The organism is Pseudoalteromonas prydzensis, assembly GCF_011050055.1.
GTDB classification, from domain to species: domain Bacteria; phylum Pseudomonadota; class Gammaproteobacteria; order Enterobacterales; family Alteromonadaceae; genus Pseudoalteromonas; species Pseudoalteromonas prydzensis_A.
This window is the reverse complement of record NZ_DRGM01000044.1, coordinates 1-21,418: the sequence shown is the minus strand read 5'-3', so window position 1 is coordinate 21,418 and position 21,418 is coordinate 1. Positions and strand designations below refer to the sequence as shown.

Annotated in this window: 16 protein-coding genes and 1 other RNA gene; 13 read left to right on the top strand and 4 right to left on the bottom strand. The window is 42.2% G+C overall.

All coding sequences use genetic code 11. From position 1 onward, the window contains the following. Positions 1-26 precede the first annotated feature (26 nt). Positions 27-218 carry a DUF3185 family protein gene (locus tag ENH88_RS03830; RefSeq protein WP_064665684.1) on the top strand — a complete coding sequence of 64 codons (192 nt, stop codon included), beginning with the start codon at positions 27-29 and terminating at the stop codon, positions 216-218. 25 nt (positions 219-243) lie between these two features. Here the strand turns inward: ENH88_RS03830 and ENH88_RS03825 are convergent, their stop codons facing one another. Further along, on the bottom strand, positions 244-1,134 hold the full coding sequence (locus ENH88_RS03825) for a LysR substrate-binding domain-containing protein (protein ID WP_304179692.1): 891 nt from the start codon (positions 1,132-1,134) through the stop codon (positions 244-246). A gap of 150 nt (positions 1,135-1,284) precedes the next feature. Here ENH88_RS03825 and ENH88_RS03820 point away from each other — a divergent pair, with 150 nt between their 5' ends. Then, a complete protein-coding gene (locus tag ENH88_RS03820; RefSeq protein WP_304179688.1) occupies positions 1,285-2,208 on the top strand; it encodes a DMT family transporter in 924 nt (307 codons plus the stop codon). A 14-nt stretch (positions 2,209-2,222) separates the two neighbouring features. On the opposite strand, the gene ssrS is transcribed toward ENH88_RS03820, so the two are convergent. Continuing rightward, positions 2,223-2,405, bottom strand: a non-coding RNA gene (ssrS, locus tag ENH88_RS03815) — 6S RNA. A gap of 195 nt (positions 2,406-2,600) precedes the next feature. On the opposite strand from ssrS, the gene ENH88_RS03810 reads away from it, so the two are divergent. The 5 genes from ENH88_RS03810 (at position 2,601) to ENH88_RS03790 (ending at position 8,110) form a co-directional block, all read left to right on the top strand. Continuing rightward, entirely contained in the window at positions 2,601-3,164 is a 564-nt protein-coding gene (locus ENH88_RS03810) for a UPF0149 family protein (protein ID WP_304179685.1), read from the top strand. A 31-nt stretch (positions 3,165-3,195) separates the two neighbouring features. Continuing rightward, the gene (gene pepP, locus ENH88_RS03805; protein WP_304179682.1) at positions 3,196-4,521 is read left to right on the top strand and encodes a Xaa-Pro aminopeptidase; all 1,326 of its coding nucleotides are present in this window, start codon (positions 3,196-3,198) and stop codon (positions 4,519-4,521) included. A gap of 8 nt (positions 4,522-4,529) precedes the next feature. After that, on the top strand, positions 4,530-5,714 hold the full coding sequence (gene ubiH / locus ENH88_RS03800; RefSeq protein WP_304179679.1) for a 2-octaprenyl-6-methoxyphenyl hydroxylase: 1,185 nt from the start codon (positions 4,530-4,532) through the stop codon (positions 5,712-5,714). Continuing rightward, positions 5,711-6,877 carry an FAD-dependent monooxygenase gene (locus tag ENH88_RS03795; protein WP_304179676.1) on the top strand — a complete coding sequence of 389 codons (1,167 nt, stop codon included), beginning with the start codon at positions 5,711-5,713 and terminating at the stop codon, positions 6,875-6,877. Before ubiH ends, ENH88_RS03795 begins: the two co-directional genes overlap by 4 nt. 105 nt (positions 6,878-6,982) lie before the next feature. Continuing rightward, a complete protein-coding gene (locus ENH88_RS03790; RefSeq protein ID WP_304179673.1) occupies positions 6,983-8,110 on the top strand; it encodes a polysaccharide deacetylase family protein in 1,128 nt (375 codons plus the stop codon). 40 nt (positions 8,111-8,150) lie between these two features. On the opposite strand, the gene ENH88_RS03785 is transcribed toward ENH88_RS03790, so the two are convergent. Beyond that, complete coding sequence (locus ENH88_RS03785; protein ID WP_304179669.1) at positions 8,151-9,020, bottom strand: AraC family transcriptional regulator; 870 nt, start codon at positions 9,018-9,020, stop codon at positions 8,151-8,153. 251 nt (positions 9,021-9,271) lie between these two features. Between ENH88_RS03785 and ENH88_RS03780 the strand changes: the two genes are divergently transcribed. The 6 genes from ENH88_RS03780 (at position 9,272) to nagP (ending at position 19,833) form a co-directional block, all read left to right on the top strand. Continuing rightward, positions 9,272-11,905 (top strand): TonB-dependent receptor, encoded by a 2,634-nt coding sequence (locus ENH88_RS03780; protein ID WP_304179666.1) that lies wholly within the window; start codon positions 9,272-9,274, stop codon positions 11,903-11,905. A gap of 36 nt (positions 11,906-11,941) precedes the next feature. Continuing rightward, entirely contained in the window at positions 11,942-13,462 is a 1,521-nt protein-coding gene (locus ENH88_RS03775; protein WP_304179664.1) for a tryptophan halogenase family protein, read from the top strand. A 174-nt stretch (positions 13,463-13,636) separates the two neighbouring features. Next, positions 13,637-14,896: an MFS transporter gene (locus ENH88_RS03770; RefSeq protein ID WP_304179661.1), complete on the top strand. Its 1,260-nt coding sequence runs from the start codon at positions 13,637-13,639 to the stop codon at positions 14,894-14,896. A 17-nt stretch (positions 14,897-14,913) separates the two neighbouring features. Next, complete coding sequence (locus ENH88_RS03765) at positions 14,914-15,792, top strand: ROK family protein (protein WP_304179659.1); 879 nt, start codon at positions 14,914-14,916, stop codon at positions 15,790-15,792. Next, complete coding sequence (locus ENH88_RS03760; protein WP_304179657.1) at positions 15,785-18,328, top strand: family 20 glycosylhydrolase; 2,544 nt, start codon at positions 15,785-15,787, stop codon at positions 18,326-18,328. The genes ENH88_RS03765 and ENH88_RS03760 overlap by 8 nt, the downstream gene beginning before the upstream one ends. Positions 18,329-18,531: 203 nt before the next feature. Beyond that, positions 18,532-19,833, top strand: coding sequence for an N-acetylglucosamine MFS transporter NagP (gene nagP / locus ENH88_RS03755; protein WP_304179655.1), 1,302 nt, complete (start codon positions 18,532-18,534; stop codon positions 19,831-19,833). Positions 19,834-20,336: 503 nt separating this feature from the next. Here the strand turns inward: nagP and ENH88_RS03750 are convergent. Then, positions 20,337-21,418 (bottom strand): TonB-dependent receptor domain-containing protein (locus ENH88_RS03750; RefSeq protein ID WP_304179653.1); only part of this gene is annotated, 1,082 nt, incomplete at its 5' end.

Here is a 21,418-nt window from a genome sequence, read left to right as displayed (position 1 = left end):
CTCTGTTAGCTTTAATAGGAATTAAAATGAATAAAATAATTGGTATTGCGCTGATCTGTATTGGTGTTGCATTAGCTTTTTGGGGTTATGACGTCTATGACTCAGCAAGTTCGCAAATTACTCGCACGCTAAATGGCGAAACTCCGCTTGAAGCGTGGGCGGCCATGGTTGGCGGGGCGGTGTGCATTGTGTTTGGTGCATTCAAAGTCAAAGGGTAACGTTGCTTTATTGAGCTACCCGCTGTTACTCATCAGTAAACTGCAGTTTTAGCCATTGCTTGAGCTGCAGTATATTCGCGTTTTCAGTTTTTTCTTTTGCACTCACGAAGTGAAACTGTTGATATGGATTCAAAATAGCCTCACCTATTTGCACTAGCATGCCATGTTTAATATCATCCTTTACAAATTGCTTATGAGTTACCAGTATGCCTAATTGGCGCATAGCCGCTTGTGTTGCTTGCACCGATATATTAAAGGTTAAGTTTTTATGTTGCTGTGGCAGGGCTAACTTTTGGGCGTTGCACCAGACTTGCCAATCGGTATGGCGGCGCGGGTTCTCGACAAAAATCGCAGGGTATTTACTCAGTATTGTTTGCAGACTTTGGGTTGTATCGAGCAGTTGTGGGCTGCACACTAAAATTAGTTCATCATCACCGAGCTTTTCACACGCGTAGTTAGTCCAATCCTTGGCATTGCCGTGAATTAAAGCAACATCGACCCCTTGTTGCGCTAAATTAAACTCACCAACCAAATTTGATAAACGTACATCGAGCTCAGGCGCGTCAGCTTGCAGCTTTGCTACGCGCGGGATCCACCAATGCAGCGCCATTGAATTAACCATGTTTAATGTTAGGTAGCTATCCGCTTGAGCTTGGGATGCTTCATCACTGGCGGCGATAATCTCATTAAGAGCCGGATGCACTCGTTGATAATAGCGTTTACCTGTGTTGTTTAACTCAACACGGCGACCCACTCGGTTAAATAGTGGTGCATTGAGTTGTGACTCGAGGGACTTAATTGCTTGGCTTACCGCTGAGTGGCTAATATGTAGCTGCTCTGCGGCAAGTACCATGCTGCCAGTTTGCGCTACCGCCACAAAACTATGCAGTGATTTTAACGGGATCGAATGAGCCATATCGTCTCTTTATTAAGTTTTACTTACAGGTTTATACACTATTACTCGCTTTTTAATTCTATGCTTTCACGCTACTTTAGCAGCCAAACTTATCTTAAGCTTATTATTTTCAATATAAAACGTATTTAGTTATTGGGAAAAGGGGTTGTTATGGCGACTATGTTTCGGCCCAGTATGTTTATGCTGTTGTCCACATTTACTTTAGCGTTGAATGGCTTGTTATCAAAGTTTTTAACGGTGCATTTTAGTGACGCTATTTTAGTCATGCTACGCTTGCTAATTCCTGCCTTGGTGATGTTGTTGTTGGCAGTGTGCAGTCATTGGGTTATGCCTAATCAAGCTGCTTGGCGAGCATTTACCCTACGGGCTATTTTTATTGCCAGTTGTCAAAGCTGTTTTATGCTGGCGTTAAGCCACTTAAGCTTAATTGAGGCGGTGGTGTTATTTAGTACTGGGCCGCTATTTATTCCGCTGTTGGAGTTGTTTTTCTATAAAACTAAAATCAGTTGGTTGGTGATACCGACTTTAATGTTGATGATTATTGGCGTCGCGATGCAAAATTTAACTGCGCAAGGGACCATCTGGCGCTGGGAGTTATTAATTGGTTTAGCAGCAGGGGTGTTTAATGGCTGCTCGCAAGTTGCTTTATTTCAAGCTAGTAAAATTAACTTACCAGTGCTTGTGATCAATGGCTGGTGTTTTGCTATTGCTAGTTTATTGGTATTACCTGTTATGTTGATGTTTACAAGTCAGCACGAGTATCAACACAGCATGCAGTTGATGCTTAATATTGAGCACGGGATGCCGCTGTTATTAGTGTTTTTGGGGTTGTCGACGGCATCCACACAATTTTTTCGTTCTAAAGCATATCGTTTAGTGGATTCAAACTCAGAACTTGCGCCGCTGATCTATACCAATTTAATTTTTGCGATGTTGTTTCAGTTAATATTTTTCGACACATCGATGAGCTTGATGCAAATATTTGGTACGGGTTTGATAGTGCTTGCGACATTGTTCAATACATTTGCGCCGCATTATTTTAAACGCGTTACAGTACAAAAAGGAATAATCTGAAAGAGGGTAAGAAGGTGTTCCCCAAGTATGCGGCACTCGGTGTCAGTCCTGAAACCATAGGTTTCAGGGCGGGGATCTGCGGTTTGCCGTAGGCTTCTCGGTACATGCCGAGCTTGCACAATAGCAGACGAACAGAAACCCTAACATAAAATTTATCGGCTCAGGGACTTAACCAAGCTCCAACACCCTAGGGAACAACTTCAGTATATAAGACATAATCCATTCCTTACACCCCAAATTGAAAAAACTTATACTGTTTGCGTAGTTTTTCGGCGCTGGTAACGGGCCGTTTACTTTTTGGATTGCTTTTTGACCTCAATCATACTTTTCATTGGAGTTGCTATTTATCGAGTGGTAGCATTAACTTAATTAGCCAAGTGAAAGATGTCAGCATGAACGAATTACCAGATTACCAACAAGCTCAATTATTACTTGAGAAAAACGAAATTTTTGTCACTCCAGCTGAAGCCCATGGTGTGATCAGTGGTTTACTAGCCTGTGGTTTGAACATTGAAGCCAAAGAATACTTAGGCTTATTAAGTGATGTGTTTAACGATGGCCAGTCATTTTGTCATGACTTAAAAGAATTTTTTGCCGTTATTTATAAGCAAGTAGTGGCAAGCTTTAATGATGAAGAGTTTCAATTTGATTTATTTTTACCAAGCGATGATGAAACCTTAGTCGATCAAGCCAATGGTTTAGTATCGTGGGTTGCAGGATTTATGCTTGGTTTTGGTTTAAAACAAAAAGATTACGGTACCCTGTCGGCTGATGTCAAAGAAGTGATCAGCGATTTTAGTGAAATTACGCGTTTAGATACTATGTTTGATGAAACCGAAGAAGACAGCCAAGCTCTGCATGAAGTCATTGAGTATGTACGCGTATCGGCGCTACTTTGTTTTGCTGAACTTGGCCAAGAGCAAGCACCAGCCAGCACGAAAAAAACACTTCACTAAGTTAAAATTAACAGTATAAACAGGGTTTATAATGCCAACAGTTAGTATTGAAAAAGCTGAATTTAAAGCACGCCGCGAACGTTTATTAGCCATGATGGAGCCAAATAGCGTGGCTATCATTCCAGCTGCGAATGAAGTGACTCGTAGCCGTGATACCGAATATGCATTTCGCCAAGATAGCGATTTCTATTACTTAACTGGTTTTAATGAACCCGATGCCGTTTTAGTACTTTGCCCAAGCAGTGAAACACCCAGCACGCTGTTTTGCTTGAATAAAGATAAGCTCGCTGAAATTTGGCATGGCCGTCGTATTGGCTTTGAACAAGCAAAAACAGAGTATTTATTCGACCAAACGTATGCGCTGAGTGAGTTAGATGAGCAATTATTGAATTTGGTGAACGGCCAGCAGATTTTATTTTATGCACAGGGTACCTATCCGCAGTTTGATAACAAAGTGTGGGGGTTATTAAATACGCTGCGCAGTGCGCCTAAAAAAGGCTATAAAGCACCGCATACCATTAAAGATATTCGTGGTTTAATTCATGAAATGCGCTTGTTTAAATCACCTGCTGAGGTGGCAATTATGCGCAGGGCGTGTGAGATCAGCGCGCAAGGGCATATTCGTGCTATGCAGTTTGCAAAGCCGGGCGCTACCGAATATCAGCTAGAAGCTGAGCTGCATCACCATTATGCGATGCATGGCGCTCGTCATCCGGCCTATGGCACCATAGTTGGCAGTGGCGATAACGCCAATATATTGCATTACACGGCTAACAGTGATGTGCTGACTGACGGTGATTTAGTATTGATTGATTCAGGCGCTGAGCTGCAAGGTTATGCGGCTGATATTACGCGTACTTTCCCTATTAATGGGCAATTTAGTCAGCCTCAAGCGCAGCTTTATAATATTGTACTTGCAGCACAAGAGGCGGCATTTACAGAAGTTAAACCCGGTGGCAGCTTATCTAAGGCCAACCAATTAGCGATGACAGTACTAACCCAAGGCTTACTGGATTTGGGAATTTTACAAGGTGAGTTACAAGAATTACTTGATAATCAAGCCTGTAAAGCATTTTATATGCATGGCCTTGGTCATTGGCTTGGCTTAGATGTGCACGATGTAGGTGATTATAAGCAAGATGAAAAAGAGCGCCCATTTGCAGCGGGGATGGTGCTTACCATTGAGCCCGGACTTTATATTAGCCTAGATGCCAAAGTGCCTGAGCAATATAAAGGCATTGGTATTCGTATTGAAGATAACCTGTTAGTGACCGAGCAAGGCCATGAAAATTTAACCGTTAGCGTGCCTAAAAGTATTACTGAAATAGAGGCCGTTATAAACATGGGCAAATGCTAGGAGCAACCGTGGCAAAGCAGTTTGATGTAGTCATTATTGGTGGCGGCCTAGCCGGCGCCAGCTGTGCCTTGAGTTTAGCAAAGTCAGCAGCTGAACTTAGTATTGCGGTTATTGAAGCACATCAACCAAGTGGTGAACATCACCCCAGCTTTGATGATCGTAGCATTGCGCTTGCGCAGCAATCAGTGCAATTTTTACAGCAACTTAATGTATTTGACCCTACCGCGAGTTTTTCTGCAGCGATAAAAAAAGTGACGGTTTCAGATAGAGGCCACTTTGGTAAAACCCATATTGATTGCCACGAATTTAACCAACCGGCACTAGGCTATGTGGTTGAGGTTAATCCATTTGGTCGCTCTTTACATCAGCTGCTAACGCACTCAAAAGTTGAGCTTTTTTGCCCCGATAGTGTGGCAAGTTTAAGTTACCAGCAAGATTATGCCGCTATAACGCTCAATTCAGGGCAGCAAATTCAAGCTGCCTTAGTGGTTATTGCTGATGGTGCGCAATCATCCACGCGGCAATTAGCTAATCTTAATTTTACCACTGAGCCTTATTCACAAGGGGCAATTATTGCCAATATTGAAGTGGCGGGTGGTCATCATAATCATGCCTTTGAACGCTTTACAGAGCGGGGGCCAATGGCACTTTTACCAATGAGTAATAACCGTTATTCATTGGTGTGGTGCATGGAACCAGAGCAAATGGGCGAGCATATGGCACTTAATGACGACGCGTTTTTAAAAGCACTACACAATGCATTTGGTTATCGAGCTGGGCAATTCACGAAAGTCGGTATGCGAGCAAGTTACCCGCTAGTGTATGGCCGCGCGGAGTCGTTAACTGCGCATCGTACTGTACTGATTGGTAATGCAGGGCATGCAATTCATCCCATTGCAGGGCAAGGATTTAACCTAGGCCTGCGTGATGTACAAGTATTGTGTGAACTTGTTAAAAGCAAACAGCCACTTGGTAGTTATGCGTTTACCCGTGAATACGCTAAACAACGCAGCCAAGATATCAATACTGTGATGACCTTGACCGATGGCCTAGTACGATTGTTTTCAAATAGCTCGCGATTACTCGCTTTGGGCCGCAGTTGCGGCTTATTCACCATGGATTTATGTTCTTCATTAAAAACCCCACTGGCCAAGCAATTAATGGGGCAAGTTAAACAAGGTAAACGACTATGAAACAGGCGCAAGTATGTGTTGTGGGTGGTGGCTGCGTTGGCTTAACTCTCGCTCTGGGGCTGGCAAAAGCCAATATCAGCGTGGTTGTTATTGATGCTGCAGCAAAGCAAACGTTACCAGGTGATGATTATGCACTGCGTGTTAGTGCATTAAGTTTAGCCAGCCAAGGCTTATTTGAATCGCTTAATGTGTGGCCTGAGATCATCGCCCAGCGGGCGCGTGCCTACACCCATATGGATGTACGTGATCAAGACAGCTTTGGCAAAATTGCCTTTAATAGTGCTGACTTAGATTTACCTCAATTAGGTCACATAGTTGAAAACGATATTATTCGTTATGCGTTGATCAAGGAGCTAGAAAACCACCGCCAAGCGACATTGATGTTTGCTACACGCTACCAACAAATACACCAAAGTGATAATGATGTATTCATTACCCTCGACTCAGGTGAGCCAGTTATAGCCAAGTTATTAGTGGCAGCCGATGGCGCTAATTCAGCGATCCGTAAACAGTTCAATTTGCCGATCACCTTTAAAGATTACGACCACAATGCCATTGTCGCCACTGTAAAAACCACTGAGCTGCATAACAACACCGCGCGGCAAATATTCCTACCAACCGGGCCACTGGCGTTTTTACCATTGCCAGATGAACACAGCCATTCAATTGTTTGGTCAACCAGCCCTGAGCATTGCCAACAGTTACTGGCAATGGATAATACCGAGTTTAATAAAGCGGTAATGGCAGCTCTGGATGGCCAATGCGGTTTATGTGAGGTGCAAAGCGAGCGTGTCGCGTTCCCTCTTAAAATGCGTTACGCGCAAAAATGGCTCTCTGGCAAAGTGGTATTAATGGGTGATGCTGCACATACCATTCATCCATTAGCTGGGCTTGGTATGAACTTAGGTCTTAAAGATGCCGCTTACCTTATAGAGCTGTTAACTGCTGACAATAAAGAGTTTGCCAGTAATCGACTGTTGCGTGATTACGAACGCACCCGCAAGCTCGATGCACAAAAGCACATTGCCATGATGCAAGGCTTAAAAGAGTTATTTGCAGGCGCTAACCCACTTAAAAAACTGGTACGTGGTGTTGGCTTAACGATGGTTGATAACTTAGGCCCAATTAAGCACCTGTTTGCTAAACAAGCGATAGGGAAGTAACAGAGATTCATTTTGTTTGATTAATACTTAAATTGCATTGCTTCGTATCAGTCGAGGGCTAAATAGCATGCAATATTAACTAGGTGTTAATTAATGGAGAGTGAAATGAAAAATAAAATGGCAATAACGCTATTGTGTGCAAGTTTATGCTCAACTTACAGCTTTGCAGATGATGATAAGGTTATCTATTTAACGTTTGATGATGGCCCGATTAATGCCACCTCTGGGCTAATTGATGCTTTAGATGAGGCGCAAATAAAAGCGACATTTTTTATCAATGCTTTCCATATGTATGGTGAAGGCGATGAAAATGAACAACATTCACAATTAGCATTAGCTAAGCTTTTAAATAGCGGTCACCTTTTAGCTAACCATAGTTATGACCATATGTTACATAATTGCACGGATGGAGAACGCTCCGGGGCTGTTTATTGTAACGAAGTTGGCTTATGGCCAGTTAAATCCTACCAAAATGTAAGCACCGATTATGATTACTTTGAGCTCAATACTCAAAAGGTCTTAGCGTTATTACCTAATGCAGAAAGCTTCCCAAACTTTAAAATGAGAACAATGGCACGCTTGCCGTATACCAATGCGTGGCGTGTTACGAAAACTTTTAAAGGTGATGGTTTATGCGCAACATCTGATAATTTACCGCCTTGGGATCCGGCTTTTTCTTGTGATCCACAGGTGTCTACCAATAGTTCACAAGTCGCAGTAAAAATATCTGATAAATTAGCAAGCGACGACTATAAGGTTTATGGCTGGGATTTTGATTGGGGCCCCGTGAACTGGGGAGTTGATTACCCAGCAGAAACAATGGCAGATGGTATTCAAATGGTCGAAAGCATTAATCAAATCGTCAATACTTGTCCTGGCAAAACAATGGATCCGGTCAATAGCCGCACGCAAAACTTAGATTGCAGCGATGGATTAGCAGCGAATAAAGTAGTGATACTCACCCATGACTTTTTGTTTGAAGATGGTCCGCGCGGGCAAGGCGCGACGATTAACTTACCAAAAATTAAAAGCTTTGTTGAGCACGCAAGAGCAGAAGGGTATCGATTTGATACACTTGATAATTATGCGCCTCAATGGCAACAAAACAGGCAATACGAAGCTACTAATTTTGTAAGTTATCAAGATAAAATTTATTCTGTGTTACAAGCACATTATTCCCAAAGTAATTGGCAGCCTTCCAACACGCCTGCATTGTGGTTACTTGAAAAATAACGGTATTTATAAAAGGTAGGTAGCCTACCTTTTTACTCTTTCACACTAATGACTTTTGTTTTAAGCGCTTTCTAAATTGGCTTGGTGTTGTTCCTTTTAGTGTTAAAAAGCGGCGATTAAAGTTAGAGGTATTTTTAAACCCACACTGATCGCTGATAGCCGTAATAGCGCGGTTAGTATTGATCAATAGCTTACAAGCTTGACCAATTCTTAACTGGTTAATAAATTCTGTTAAAGTGCGTTCCATACGCTTTTTAAAAAAGCGGTGAAAGTGGTTGGTGCTCATATGCGCCATGTTAGCTAATTGCTCTGCGCTTAAGCCCTCGGTGTAATGGCGATAAATATAATCAATCACTTTATCAAATTTATCTTTTGCTGGATCCGTTTTATTGGCGTAGCAAAAACTCGCGCTAGAAAGCTGTTGAGGGACTGCTTCTTGGCTCATTAAATACAACAATTTAAATAAGCCTAAATATTGCTCAAAAGGATTACTGACCTCGATTTTTTCAAAGTATGATTTCGCTATCATCGCTGTTTTAGTCGAGAATTTAAGGCCCTGTCGCGCAGCAATTAATAACTCTTCAAGTATGGCAAATTCAGGGTGACTAGTAATTTGCTGACTAAGCCATTTTTTTGGAATTTGTGCAACGTGGACAACTTGTACGCTGTTATCTATATTCGGTGACGATTGCCAAGTATGGGGCAAATCAGCACCAAGGATCACTAAATCAAGTTCGCCATAAGGCGCAATATAGTCACCAATATGGCATACCCCTTTACTGTTTAAGGTAAGGCAAATTTCAAAGTCTGGGTGGTAATGCCAATTAAATGGAATATAGTCAAGCGTATACTTACAATAACGCCATGATGAATTGGTATTAGGAATGACTTTTTCACACATTGCCCGCATGACGACCTCCTTATTTATTTTAGTCCCTATATTGAACAATTATTAGCAGTCCAAGTAATACTTTTCAATTCACTTTTAGTATTAATCTATTACGCACCATTCTTTGCTAACAGTGCATTGAACATTTTGCCATCAAAATTAACATTCCTTTGATAGGAAAGTACCGGATAAGGTGTCAATTGTACTGCTTCACACTAATGCGGCGCGATACCCTAGTAACGCTTTTAATAACAATAAATAGGGGACTAGGAATGAAAAGTATCAACAAAGCACCGCTTAAATTATCGACATTGGCGATATATATATCAGCACTATACGTCAGTCCAATGGCATTAGCTGCAGCTCAAACTCAAGCCGACAGTGATATCGAAACCATTGAAGTGCGTGGCATTCGTCGCTCTTTAGAAGCGTCAATGAACACTAAGCGTTTTGCAGATGGAGTGGTAGATGCCATTACCGCAGAAGATATTGGTAAATTTCCGGATAAAAACATTGGTGATGCACTACAACGTATTTCAGGAGTGACGGTTGACCGTCAATATGGCGAGGTAAATGGCGTAACTATTCGTGGTACTGCACCTGAGCAATCAAGAATATTACTCAATGGTCAAACAGTAGCAAGCACCTCATGGTACGACTTAGGCCCAGCGACACGTACTTTTAATATGGAATTGTTATCAGCAGAGCAGGTGTCGGGTGTCCAAGTGTATAAAACACCGGAAGCAGATATCGAAGAAGGCGCATTGGGAGGGACCGTTAACTTAACGACTCGTAAACCTCTGGAGTTAGATGCAAATACGCTACTGCTCTCTGCGGAGCTGGCACAAAGTTCATTGTATGATGAGACTGATCCTGGTGCATCAATACTTGCTAGTTGGAAAAATGAAGACGAAAAATTTGGTATTTTAGCTGCGTACTCTTATGAACAATTAACTTCAGGGCGGCATGTACTTGAGTCAATTGGCGGCTACTATGAGTACTTTGCAGAAAACCAAGCAACAGGACAAGAATCGACAGTCGGTGCATGGAGTTTAGGTTCGCAAGCATTTAAGTCTGAGCGTGAGCGGACCAGCGCGCAATTAACCGCGCAGTTTGCACCAACCGATAATATGGAGTTTGTGCTTGATTATTTTCGTTTTGAATTTGATAACCCGCATGTAAACCATAACTTTCTGACGGTTGGCGCCCGTGGTGCGGGTTCTACCAATGTAACCAACAATGCATTAGGCGGTACCGAGCAAGCAACTATATTACCTGCATATGCTTCTATTATTTATAATCCAGTAGTACGTAATGCGGTTAATATGAAAGCTGATGTACTAAACCTATCAGGTAAGTTTCAAGGTGATGGCTTTGAACTCCGTGGTGTAATTGGTAAATCAACATCAGATGGCGGCACGCAGTTTGGCGCATCTTCATGGTGGATCCCAGCCTCAGATGAAGGAGGTAAAATAGGTGATCCTGCATTTCCTAATGGACAAAACAGCACAGATGGTGGTTTTACTTATGATGCTACGGGTCCTTATCAAGTTTGGCTAACTTCGCTAGATGCTACCGATGCAACACAATTTAAACATGCGCAAGAAGCAAATTTTGATACCACAGTGCAAGAGCATGATGTCAGTTATGCTCAAGCTGATATTAAATTTGAGTTAGATGGTAATTTCTTTACTGCAATCAAGACCGGCATTAAATTTAATCGTAGTGAATTTTCGCGTATTGCATTTAACCGTAATCCAGACGAAGTACTTGGTTTTGTTCCTGATGGTAATTTATCAAATTGGAGTGATGGCGTATTAACTGGGCTACATTCACAAAGCTCTGGTCATACGCTTGATGCATATGCCTCACTTGATACAGATAAATGGTGGGATTTCATCAGCGGTAAGTATGCAGCTGGCGAACTGACCGAAGTCGCTAACTTAGGTAATACTTTTTCAGTGGATGAAGATATGATCGCCATTTACGCGAAGGCTGATTTTAGTGGTGAAAACTACCGAGGTAATATTGGTTTACGTTACGTTGAGACTGAGCAAACATCGAGCGGCTACGCCGACGGCGCGGTTTTCAAAGAGACGGTCGATTATAATAACTTACTCCCTAGCGTAAACTTTGCTTATGATTTATCGGATGACATTATTATTCGCGCGGCAGCATCACAAGTTATGTCTCGCGCAAACTACAGTGATTTAAAACCCGGCTTAGCAATTAATGCCAATTTTGGTAGCGCCACAGGGGGAAATCCTGATCTAAAACCCTATGAAGCTAACCAGGGCGATATTGCTATAGAGTATTACTTTACAAGCGCTTCTATGGCATCAGCAGGATTTTTCAGCAAACAAATTGATAACGTTGTTTTTTCGACTGAAGCGGTTGAATTTGTAGATGGCTGTGGCGCCAGTCCAGATCTATATGAGCAATGCCGTGTTACTCGTCCTCGTAGTAACGGCGAAGGCTCTGTAAATGGTATTGAACTGCAACTACAGCATAGCTTTGCTAACGGTTTTGGGGTGGTGACTAACTATACGTACGTAGACAGTGAAACAACCACGCCAGATGGCTCAAAAGAAATGGTACCAGGTGTTTCTGAAAATAGTTTTAATGCATCAGTGTTCTTTGAGAACGATATTATCAGCACTCGTTTAGCATATAACTGGCGCAGTGAATGGATTGGTGTTGGTGCAGCCCAAGCAGTTAAAAACGATAACTATCAACAAATTGATGCGTCAATCATCTGGCATGCCATGGAAAACTTAGATGTTAGCCTTGAAGGCGTTAACTTAACCAACGAAGTGGTGCAATCGTACGATACTAACTTTGCTTTAACGCAAAATACTATCGAGTTTGGTTCACGTTATTACCTTGGTGTAAGTTATAAATTCTAATGGAGATAGGCCGCCACTTGGCGGCCTTTTTTAGTTATGGCTATCATAAATAAATTAGTTATTTTAGGCGGAGGTAGCGCTGGCTGGATGTGTGCTGCGTATTTATCAAAGCAGCATCCGGAATTAGCTATTAGTGTTGTTGAGTCGAGTAAAATTGGCAGTATTGGTGTTGGTGAAGGTTCGACACCACACTTAAAAAACTTTATGGATTCACTCGGTATTAGTGAACAACAATGGATGCCCAAGTGCGATGCAAGCTACAAAGCCGGCATTTACTTTAATAATTGGAATGGCGATGAACGTTGTTATTTCCATCCATTTTATAGCGACATGGATGAAAAAACCGCCGAGGTTTATTTTGTCAATGCTAATGCCCGAAGGCGCGGTAATGGCGATTGGCAAGCCCCAGATGAGTATTTTTTAACAGGCCATATCGCAAAACAAAATTTAAGTCCAAAAGTGCATACACCTATGCTCAAAGAGCAAACGTATGGTTATCATTTTGATGCCATAAAATTAGCGGGTGTGCTAAAAGCCTATGCACAAGAGAATCGGGTTAAACACATTGATGGTGAGTTTAGCCACGCGAATATAAACAGCAATGGCAATATAATTGATATTACGCTTGTGAATGGACAACAAATTAACGGCGACTTATTTATTGATGCCAGTGGCTTTAATGCACTGTTAATTGAGCAAACACTGGGTACACCTTTTAATTCATTTGCTGATGAACTACTTAACGACCGTGCTGTAGCTGTAGCGACGCCAATTTCTAGCGATGCTGTGATGCCATGTGCCACCCAATCTACGGCGCTAAGTGCCGGTTGGTGTTGGCAAATTCCGCTGACTAGCCGTATTGGTAACGGCTATGTGTATAGCTCAAAACATATCACTGATGAACAAGCCCAGTATGAGCTTGCCCTGCAATTAAACATAGATCCACAAAATAGCGCGTTTCGGCATTTAACAATGAAAGTCGGCTGTATGCAGTCTGCATGGCAAAGCAATGTTATGGCTATAGGGTTGGCGCAGAGCTTTATTGAGCCCATCGAAGCGACATCTTTGCTGGTTACTCAACATAGTATTAAGTTATTTAGCCAAGCCTTAACAAAGCTAAAAAACAACCAACAGTCATTAAAAGTAGCCGAACACGTCAATCAACAACTGCATCAATTAGTGTATGGCATTAAAGATTATGTGGTTGCGCATTATGCAACTAGCTTGCGCACCGACAGTGAATACTGGCTTACAGCAAAGCAACTGAATCACAGCTCTAGTGCTTTAAAGTCTTTACTAAAAGCGTGGCTTAATGGCGATGATTTTGATGCGTATTTGTCACAGCTTACCCAACAGCAAGTTTATTTTAGACCCAGTTGGTATTGCTTACTTGGTGGCATGGACTACCAAAGCTCGCGGTGCCAGCAGGCATTTGAACCTGCTCCCATTGCAATTTGTAATGGCGCAAAAGTGTATTTGCATGAACTGTGTAATAAGCATTGTGAACCACATGCAGAGCAACTCCTTGCAATGAAGACCGCAGCTAAAGTGAGTTGAAAAGTATCAACAAGCCGTAGAGTAGTGCCGCATAACTCATTTTACGGTGGCAGACTTAGCTAATTAAGAGTGGTGATTAATTATTCCCTTGAATCATTTTGTTTGTATGCCCACGAACAGATGGCTATCACCACTCTATTTATTTTTAAAATGAGGCTTTCAGGTAGAACAATTATGAAAAGAAATTATTTGATAGTGCTATTGGTACTGGTTACCTTTTTTGTTATTTCATTTATAACGAACTTATTGGCGCCGATATTTCCGGCTCTGATCCAAAGCTATAATATTGGCTTAACTCTGGCTGGTTTTTTTCCATTTGCATTTTTTATTGCCTATGGAGTGATGTCGATCCCTGCGGGGTTGTTGGTGCAAAGCTTAGGTGAAAAAAAGGTCATGTTGATAGCCTTCTCACTGGCATTATTTGGCAGTGTGTTATTTGTTAGCTTGCCGATTTTTGCTGTTGCAATGTCAGCATTATTTTTGATCGGTACCGCCATGGCTCTATTGCAAGTGGCAATTAATCCGTTACTTCGAGCCAGTGGCGGCTCTAAACATTTTGCGGTTTTTTCGGTCGCAGCCCAGTTAATGTTTGGTGGTGCAGCGACCTTATCACCGCTGGTATATAGCGCGCTTGTTAAAGCAGATTCACAAGCACAGAGCCAAAACTGGTTATTGCAATTAGTACCCGCCGATATGACTTGGCTAAGTATGTACTTATTATTTGCACTGTTATGCACAGTGATGTTGGTGGTTATTAGCGTGTTACCGATAAAACACAGCACCCAAGCAGAAAATCCGCAACAAGGCAGTATCAAACAAAGCTTACAATTGTTTAAAGATCCAATTGTGATCAAGTTCTTTTTTGCCATCGTGGCTTATGTGGCGCTTGAGCAAGGAGTGGCTAATTCAATTTCAGTATTTTTACAAACCTATCACCAACTTGACCCAAATACAGGCGGAGCACAGATAGTGAGTCAGTTTTGGCTATCACTGACATTAGGCTGCTTATTGGGCATCGTGCTGTTAAAACTCTTTGATGCTAAACATGTGTTACTTATTTTTAGCGTTGGTGCAGTGGTTAGTCTATTTATTGCATTATTTGCACATACTGAGCTGGCATTGTGGGCGTTTCCTGCGGTTGGGTTTTTCTTATCAATTATGTGGTCGGTGATATTTTCGTTGGCATTAAACTCGGTTGCAAAAGGCCATGGCACTGTATCTGGCATTTTATGTACTGGGATTGTCGGCGGTGCATTTGCCTCGCCTCTTATTGGTGCGATGAGTGAGCTTACAGGTAGCTTACAAATGTCGCTGTTACTGCTGTTAATACCGCTTGGTTATATTTTTAGTGTTGGAATTTGGGCTAACCCACTGGTTGCTAATCACACGCTTAAAAGTAATTCACCAACAGCAAAGCTTGCTGAAAGTAACTAATGACAAAAGAGGTTGTAATGTCACAAACTTTATTATGTGTTGACCTTGGTGGCACCAAAGCGCTGGTCGCAAAAGTAACCGCAACAGGTGTAATAGAAAAACGCTATTTTGATGTGGATGGGGCAGCAAGTAAGCAGCAAACAAACGACTTTTTATGCCAAATTATTAAGCAAGTGGTTGATGACACTTGTATGGGTATCGTCGTTGGTGTGCCTAGCATGGTGCTAATGGAAACTGGCGAAGTGATCGAAACGGTTAATATCCCCAATTGGAAAAATGTGCAGTTAAAGCAGCTATTAAGCACACATTTTAAACTGCCCGTATGGGTGCATAATGATGCAAATTGTTTTGCTATGGGAGAATTTACTCAAGGTAATTTTAAAGCAGATACCAATTTGATTGGCATTTGCCTAGGCACTGGACTTGGCGCCGGGCTGGTGCTTAATGGTCGATTATATACGGGTAAGCACTCAGCCGCAGGAGAGTTTGGCAGTTTTAGTTATTTACAAGGGATTATTGAGCACTTTACCTCTGGGCAGTTTTTTATTAATCAAGGTACAACGGGCAAGCAAGCTTACCAAGCGGCACTGGCAAATGACGCACACGCACAACGTTTATTTGATGAGTTTGGCAAGCACCTAGCTCATGCAATAAGCCACGTGATACTCGCGTTTGATCCTGACGTTATTGTACTTGGCGGCTCGGTTGCGCAATCATCTGCGTGCTTTTTACCGAGTTTGCATATTCAGTTAGCTCAGTTAGTTAACCCGATTATTTTGCAGTCGTTAGATATTCGTATTAGTGAGCTTGGCGATGATGCGCCATTACTTGGCAGCCATGCGTTATTTACACATGACATGGCTTATGAGCAATCATTAGGAGCTAGCTATGCGTAACATTATATTATTGGTGCTTGCCATATGTTCGGCTGCTGCTTTTGCCAAAGCACCATCGCAGGTTGAGTTAGATACCCTCGCGCAGCAGTTATCGATAAAATATGAGTTACTTTCGGCAAAGCCCGATACGTGCCCTGCACCGCATCAAACACAGTGTTACTTATCGCGTTTAACGTTTAGCACACCTGTTGACGTAGCCAGTCGTCAGTGGTCAATTTACTTTAGTCAGCTAATGCCAATTTATAGCACCGACTCGTCGCAGTTTACCATTACGCATATCAATGGAGATTTACACCAAATAAAGCCCACCTCGGCATTTGCCGGATTGAAAGCAAATACGCCAATAAGTATAGAGTTTTATAGTCAAGAATCGCAAATTACTCGCGCTGAGTTTATGCCTAATTACATGTTGGCAAGTGCGGGTTTAATAAGCCGGGTTATTAGCAGCACTCAAACTACGATTGATCCTGACACTAAGCTAGAGTTACAACCATATTTAGCACCATTTTTAACCTATGAACAATTACAAACGAGTAACGACGATGCGACACCATGGATGGATGCTGAGTATTTATATGAAAATGAGTTTCGGCCTACATTAAACACGCCACCGCTGAGTTTGATCCCAAAGCCAGTCGCTTTAACTTTATTATTGGGTGAGGCTGTAGATTTAAGCCAAGGCCTAAATCTACAGCTAGCGAATGATATTGATCAAGTACAACTTACAGCGGCAATAGCACGCTTAGCACGTTTTGGTATTAAGCAGCATAGCCAAGGGATTAAAACTACGCTCAATTTAGATTTAGCAGCTGATAACCCAGAGGCTTACACGTTAAAAATTCAACATGAGCAAATAACGATTAGCGCAACGAGTTCTGCAGGGATATTTTATGCGTTGCAGAGCATCGCAGGGTTAGTCAGCCTTGATAATTTAACCATCCCAGCACTTAATATTACTGATGCGCCGCGTTATGAATTTAGAGGCATGCACATTGATATAGCACGCAATTTTCGTTCAAAAACATTTATTTTAAATACCATAGAGCAAATGGCCGCCTATAAGCTTAATAAATTACACTTACATTTAGCGGATGATGAAGGCTGGCGATTGGCTATTAACGACTTACCAGAGCTTACTGAAGTCGGTGCCAAGCGCTGCCTAGATTTAACCGAGCAGCGTTGTTTGTTACCACAACTTGGCGCAGGACTTAATAGTCAATCAGCGGTGAATGGCTACTACAGCCAGCATGATTACATTGAAATATTAAAATATGCCCAAGCGCACTTTATTGAAGTGATCCCATCACTTGATATGCCAGGGCATTCGCGCGCGGCAATTGTTGCAATGGAGGCAAGGTTTAACCGTTTAATAGCTCAAGGCAAAAGTGCGCAGGCGCGACAGTATCGCTTAATCGAACCCGCTGATAAAACTCAGTACAGCTCAATTCAACATTATAATGATAACACCTTAAATGTGTGTTTAGACTCGACTTATCAATTTATCGATAAAGTGCTGGATGAAGTAAACACATTACATGTACAAGCCGGTGTGCCTCTTAAAACGTATCATATTGGCGCTGATGAGACGGCCGGTGCATGGGTTGACTCTCCAAGCTGTCGCCGTTTGCAAAACCAACAACCGGCGCTGCATTCATTTAATGGCTATTTTATTGAAAAAGTCAGTGCCATGGTGGCTAAAAAAGGTTTTAAAGTGGCCGGATGGAGTGATGGTATGAGCGACGTGACGCTAAAGAGCATGCCAGCAAATGTGCAGTCAAATGCGTGGGCAACGCTGAGCGATGGTGGACATGAAGTTGCGCATCGTCATGCTAACCAAGGCTGGGATGTGGTGTTATCAAGCCCAGATGTCACTTATTTTGACTTTCCATATCAGTCGCACCCGCAGGAGCCGGGCAATCATTGGGCGAGTCGCGCTATTGATAGTAAAAAAGTGTTTGAGTTTATGCCGGATAATTTACCTGCGCATGCCGAAATTTGGCGCTCGGTAAACAATCATCATTACAGTGCTGATGATCGTAAAACGATGCGCACAAAACCTTTTATTGGTTTGCAAGGGCATTTATGGTCAGAGCTTATTCGCAGTGACAGGCAAGCTGAATACATGTTATATCCACGGTTATTAGCGCTTGCAGAGCGAGCTTGGCACAAAGCGCCTTGGGAGCTTGAATATAATAAAAAGGGTGTTAAGTATGATCAAAATAGCGAGCACTTTAATACAAACCTTAAACAACAAAGAGCAGCCGATTGGCAGCGTTTTGCGGCGTTAGTTGGCTTTAAAGAATTTGCAAAACTAGAGCAAGCAGGGCGGTTTTATCGTTTACCTAGCGTAGCTGCAAAGCAACACAGTGAAGGCTTAGATGCATTTACCTTGTATCCGGGGATTGTCATCGAATATCAAAATAGCCTTGGTAATTGGCTTATTTATGCTGATGAGAATAAAGCCACTAATGTACAGCAAGTTCGTACGCTTTCTCAAAGTGGTATCCGTAAAGGCCGATCATTAACGCTGAAATAACCATCTTTTAAGTATTTTTTATCAAAACCGTACAACATAGGAGTATGGTTTTTGCTTTTAAAAATGATAGCGCTGTCATTTTTGTTGGTGTATGATTAATTTTATGTAATAAAAATGGTTTTAGTGTTGCAGTACTTCGGTTTTAAAGCTTTCACGGTGTAATACTAAAATGAATAATTAAAATAAACTGTTGGGATATAATTATGGAAGCAACCGTCGAGTGTGAAGCAAATACTAAGCATAGTATTTGGCTGCCAATGACATTGGCAGGATCAATGTTCTTTATTTTAGGCTGTATAACCTGGTTGAATGGTGCAATTACGCCATTTTTACAACAAATGTTGGTACTATCACCCCTGCAAGCCTCGTTTATTATTTCCTCATTTTATATTGCTGTGACTGTGGCTGGTATTCCATCAGCAATGTTAATTAAGCGTGTTGGCTATAAAAACGGTATGGCGATTGGCTGTGCGGTTATGGCTGTGTCTGCCTTGATGTATATTCCTGCCGCTAAAATGCAAATGATCGAAATATTTTTATTCGCACAGTTAATGATAGGTGTAGGGCAAACGATCCTACAAACAGCGGTAAATCCGTATGTGGTTAAAATGGGATCTGAAAAATCAGCCGCAGTACGCGTGTGTATCATGGGCTTATTGAATAAATTTGCCGGAGTTATCGTGCCTGTTATTTTTGCTGCCGTTGTTGTCAGTGGTGTGGTCGCTGATGGTGAGCAACTCTCGCAAGGGCAAAAAGATGCCATGGCGAATAGCCTTATTTTACCTTATATAGCTATTGCGGGCTTGATCTTTGCGTTTGCAGCATTTGCTAAATTTTCACCATTACCTGATTTGGTTTTTGAAGAGTCAGCAGGTAATGGCAAAGGCGAGGTAAAAGAAGCATTAAAACACCCTCATTTAGTGCTGGGTGTAGTTGGTATCGCTTTATATGTAGCGGTTGAAGTGATTGCCGCAGATACTATTGGCTCGTATGCATTACAGATTGGTATTGCTGATTATTCAGTGATGACGTCATATACCATGGCGTGTATGTTGATTGGTTACGCCATTGGTATTGCACTTATTCCACGCTTTATGTCGCAGCAAAATGCGTTGGTTATGTCCGGCATTGCAGGCATTGTAACCGTACTTGCAGTGGTAATGGGAAGTAACGATTCGTTTATTATTGCGAACCTGTTGTTAGTGCCGTTTGGTGGCCCAGAGTTGCCAGATCCATTGTTATGCATTGCCTTGCTAGGCTTTGCAAACGCTATGGTTTGGCCAGCAATTTGGCCTTTGGCATTAACTGGCTTAGGTCGTTTAACGGGTACTGCATCGGGTTTACTGATCATGGGTATTGCCGGTGGTGCGTTAGGTCCATTGCTGATTGGCTTAGGTAACGTAGCAGGCCTAGGCGCACAAGGTGCTTACGCCTTGATGATCCCTAGTTACTTATTCATCTTATTCTATGCGCTTAAAGGCCATAAAATGAGAAGTTGGAAGTAGAATTGAGTTGGCGAGTTAGCGAGAGTAAAGTTGGCTAGCTAAGAAAGTTTGTAAGTGAGCAAAAGCGCGTTTCATCGCGCTTTTTTTATGCCTGTAGGTTCGGCTTTAGCCGAAAAAGCACTGCGGTTTGAGGTTACTAATCGGTTTTATTTAAGCGCCATTTTCGTGATAAATCACGACCTACAGTTAGCTCGGGGTTTGCCTGTAGGTTCGGCTTTAGCCGAAAAGGCAACGCGGTTTGAGGTTACTAATCTGTTTTATTTAAGCGCCATTTTCGTGATAAATCACGACCTACAATTGGCTCGGTGTTTACCTGTAGGTTCGGCTTTAGCCGAAAAAGCACCGCGGTTTTGGGCTACAGGTCGCTTTAATATAAGCGCCATTTTCGTGATAAATCACCACCAATAAAAAAGCCGTGCTTGATTTAACAAACACGGCTTTTATAATTTCTAGCCTTTAGCCTTTAGCCTTTAGCCTTTAGCCTTTAGCCTTTAGCCTTTAGCCTAAAACGCGTAGCTGTAACCCATTTGGATTGTGCGTGGTTTACCTGGTTGAATACCGCCATTTGCGCGGTTGGCAATGTAGGTTTTATCAAATAGGTTATCAACCGTTAGGTATACTTTTTGACTGTCATCAATTAAGTATTTAGCGGCTAAATCCCACACTACGCGACTGTCGATTGCATTTAACCCTGTAGGGCTTAAATTTGCATGTGAGTCAGACACATAGCGCATTTGCGTATCAAATACTAAGCTTGAAAACTCAGCACCGAATGATAAAGCTACTTGGTTTTCTGGTACGTAAGGCATCGCATCGCCTTTATTTACTTGACCCCATAGGCCCGAGTCAAAGTCGTTTTCAAACGTTGAGTCGGTGTATGTGTAGGTTAAGCGAACAGGGAATGCCGCGTTATTAGTTGCGAATGTGCGGCCAGCACTTAATTCAAAGCCTTCAACAGATACTTCACCGTAGTTGTACTGATCGCCAATGTTGTCATCGCTACAACCAATGGCAGCTGTACAGTTGCCGTGCATGTTGTCGTAATCAGAGTTAAAGTAAATTACTTCACCATTGAAACCTGCGTAATCATAACGACCACCCAGCTCAATGTTTAAGCTTTCTTCTTCCTGTTGATCAGCATTACCAGGGGCTGCTGGTGCATAACCTTGTTGAATACCGGCCAGTAGCGTCAAGTTATCATTAACAGTGTAAGTTGCACCGAGTGACGGCACTAAAATCTCGGTGTCATTACTAATGTCTTTTGTTAAGCCATTTGCACGCTTAGGATCAGACTTTGACCATTCTTCGCGAGAGATAGTAATGTCTTCATAACGAAGGCCTGCACTAATTACTAATGAATCAAGTGTCCATTGATCTTGTACAAACAAGGTTGTCGCTTTTGCACTATCAAAACGGTTGCTGTCAGAGCCTGGTGCGCCTTGACTGGTTAACGTCATTGATAGGTCTTGGTTTAGCGTGTATTCGTCTTGCCATTGAAAACGGTCCATTTCATCTTCGTGGTAGCGCATACCCACGGTGATGTAGTGGTTGCCAGCAGGAATATGTAATTCAGACTGAATCCCTT

Excerpts from the sequence above, each read along its gene's own strand:
- ENH88_RS03775 (WP_304179664.1), top strand. The coding sequence starts at position 11,942 with ATGGCTATCATAAATAAATTAGTTATTTTAGGCGGAGGTAGCGCTGGC.
- ENH88_RS03780 (WP_304179666.1), top strand. The coding sequence starts at position 9,272 with ATGAAAAGTATCAACAAAGCACCGCTTAAATTATCGACATTGGCGATA.
- ENH88_RS03795 (WP_304179676.1), top strand. The coding sequence starts at position 5,711 with ATGAAACAGGCGCAAGTATGTGTTGTGGGTGGTGGCTGCGTTGGCTTA.
- nagP (WP_304179655.1), top strand. The coding sequence starts at position 18,532 with ATGGAAGCAACCGTCGAGTGTGAAGCAAATACTAAGCATAGTATTTGG.
- ENH88_RS03825 (WP_304179692.1), bottom strand. The coding sequence starts at position 1,134 with ATGGCTCATTCGATCCCGTTAAAATCACTGCATAGTTTTGTGGCGGTA.
- ENH88_RS03785 (WP_304179669.1), bottom strand. The coding sequence starts at position 9,020 with ATGCGGGCAATGTGTGAAAAAGTCATTCCTAATACCAATTCATCATGG.
- ENH88_RS03820 (WP_304179688.1), top strand. The coding sequence starts at position 1,285 with ATGGCGACTATGTTTCGGCCCAGTATGTTTATGCTGTTGTCCACATTT.
- ENH88_RS03830 (WP_064665684.1), top strand. The coding sequence starts at position 27 with ATGAATAAAATAATTGGTATTGCGCTGATCTGTATTGGTGTTGCATTA.
- ENH88_RS03765 (WP_304179659.1), top strand. The coding sequence starts at position 14,914 with ATGTCACAAACTTTATTATGTGTTGACCTTGGTGGCACCAAAGCGCTG.
- pepP (WP_304179682.1), top strand. The coding sequence starts at position 3,196 with ATGCCAACAGTTAGTATTGAAAAAGCTGAATTTAAAGCACGCCGCGAA.
- ENH88_RS03810 (WP_304179685.1), top strand. The coding sequence starts at position 2,601 with ATGAACGAATTACCAGATTACCAACAAGCTCAATTATTACTTGAGAAA.
- ENH88_RS03770 (WP_304179661.1), top strand. The coding sequence starts at position 13,637 with ATGAAAAGAAATTATTTGATAGTGCTATTGGTACTGGTTACCTTTTTT.
- ENH88_RS03760 (WP_304179657.1), top strand. The coding sequence starts at position 15,785 with ATGCGTAACATTATATTATTGGTGCTTGCCATATGTTCGGCTGCTGCT.
- ENH88_RS03790 (WP_304179673.1), top strand. The coding sequence starts at position 6,983 with ATGAAAAATAAAATGGCAATAACGCTATTGTGTGCAAGTTTATGCTCA.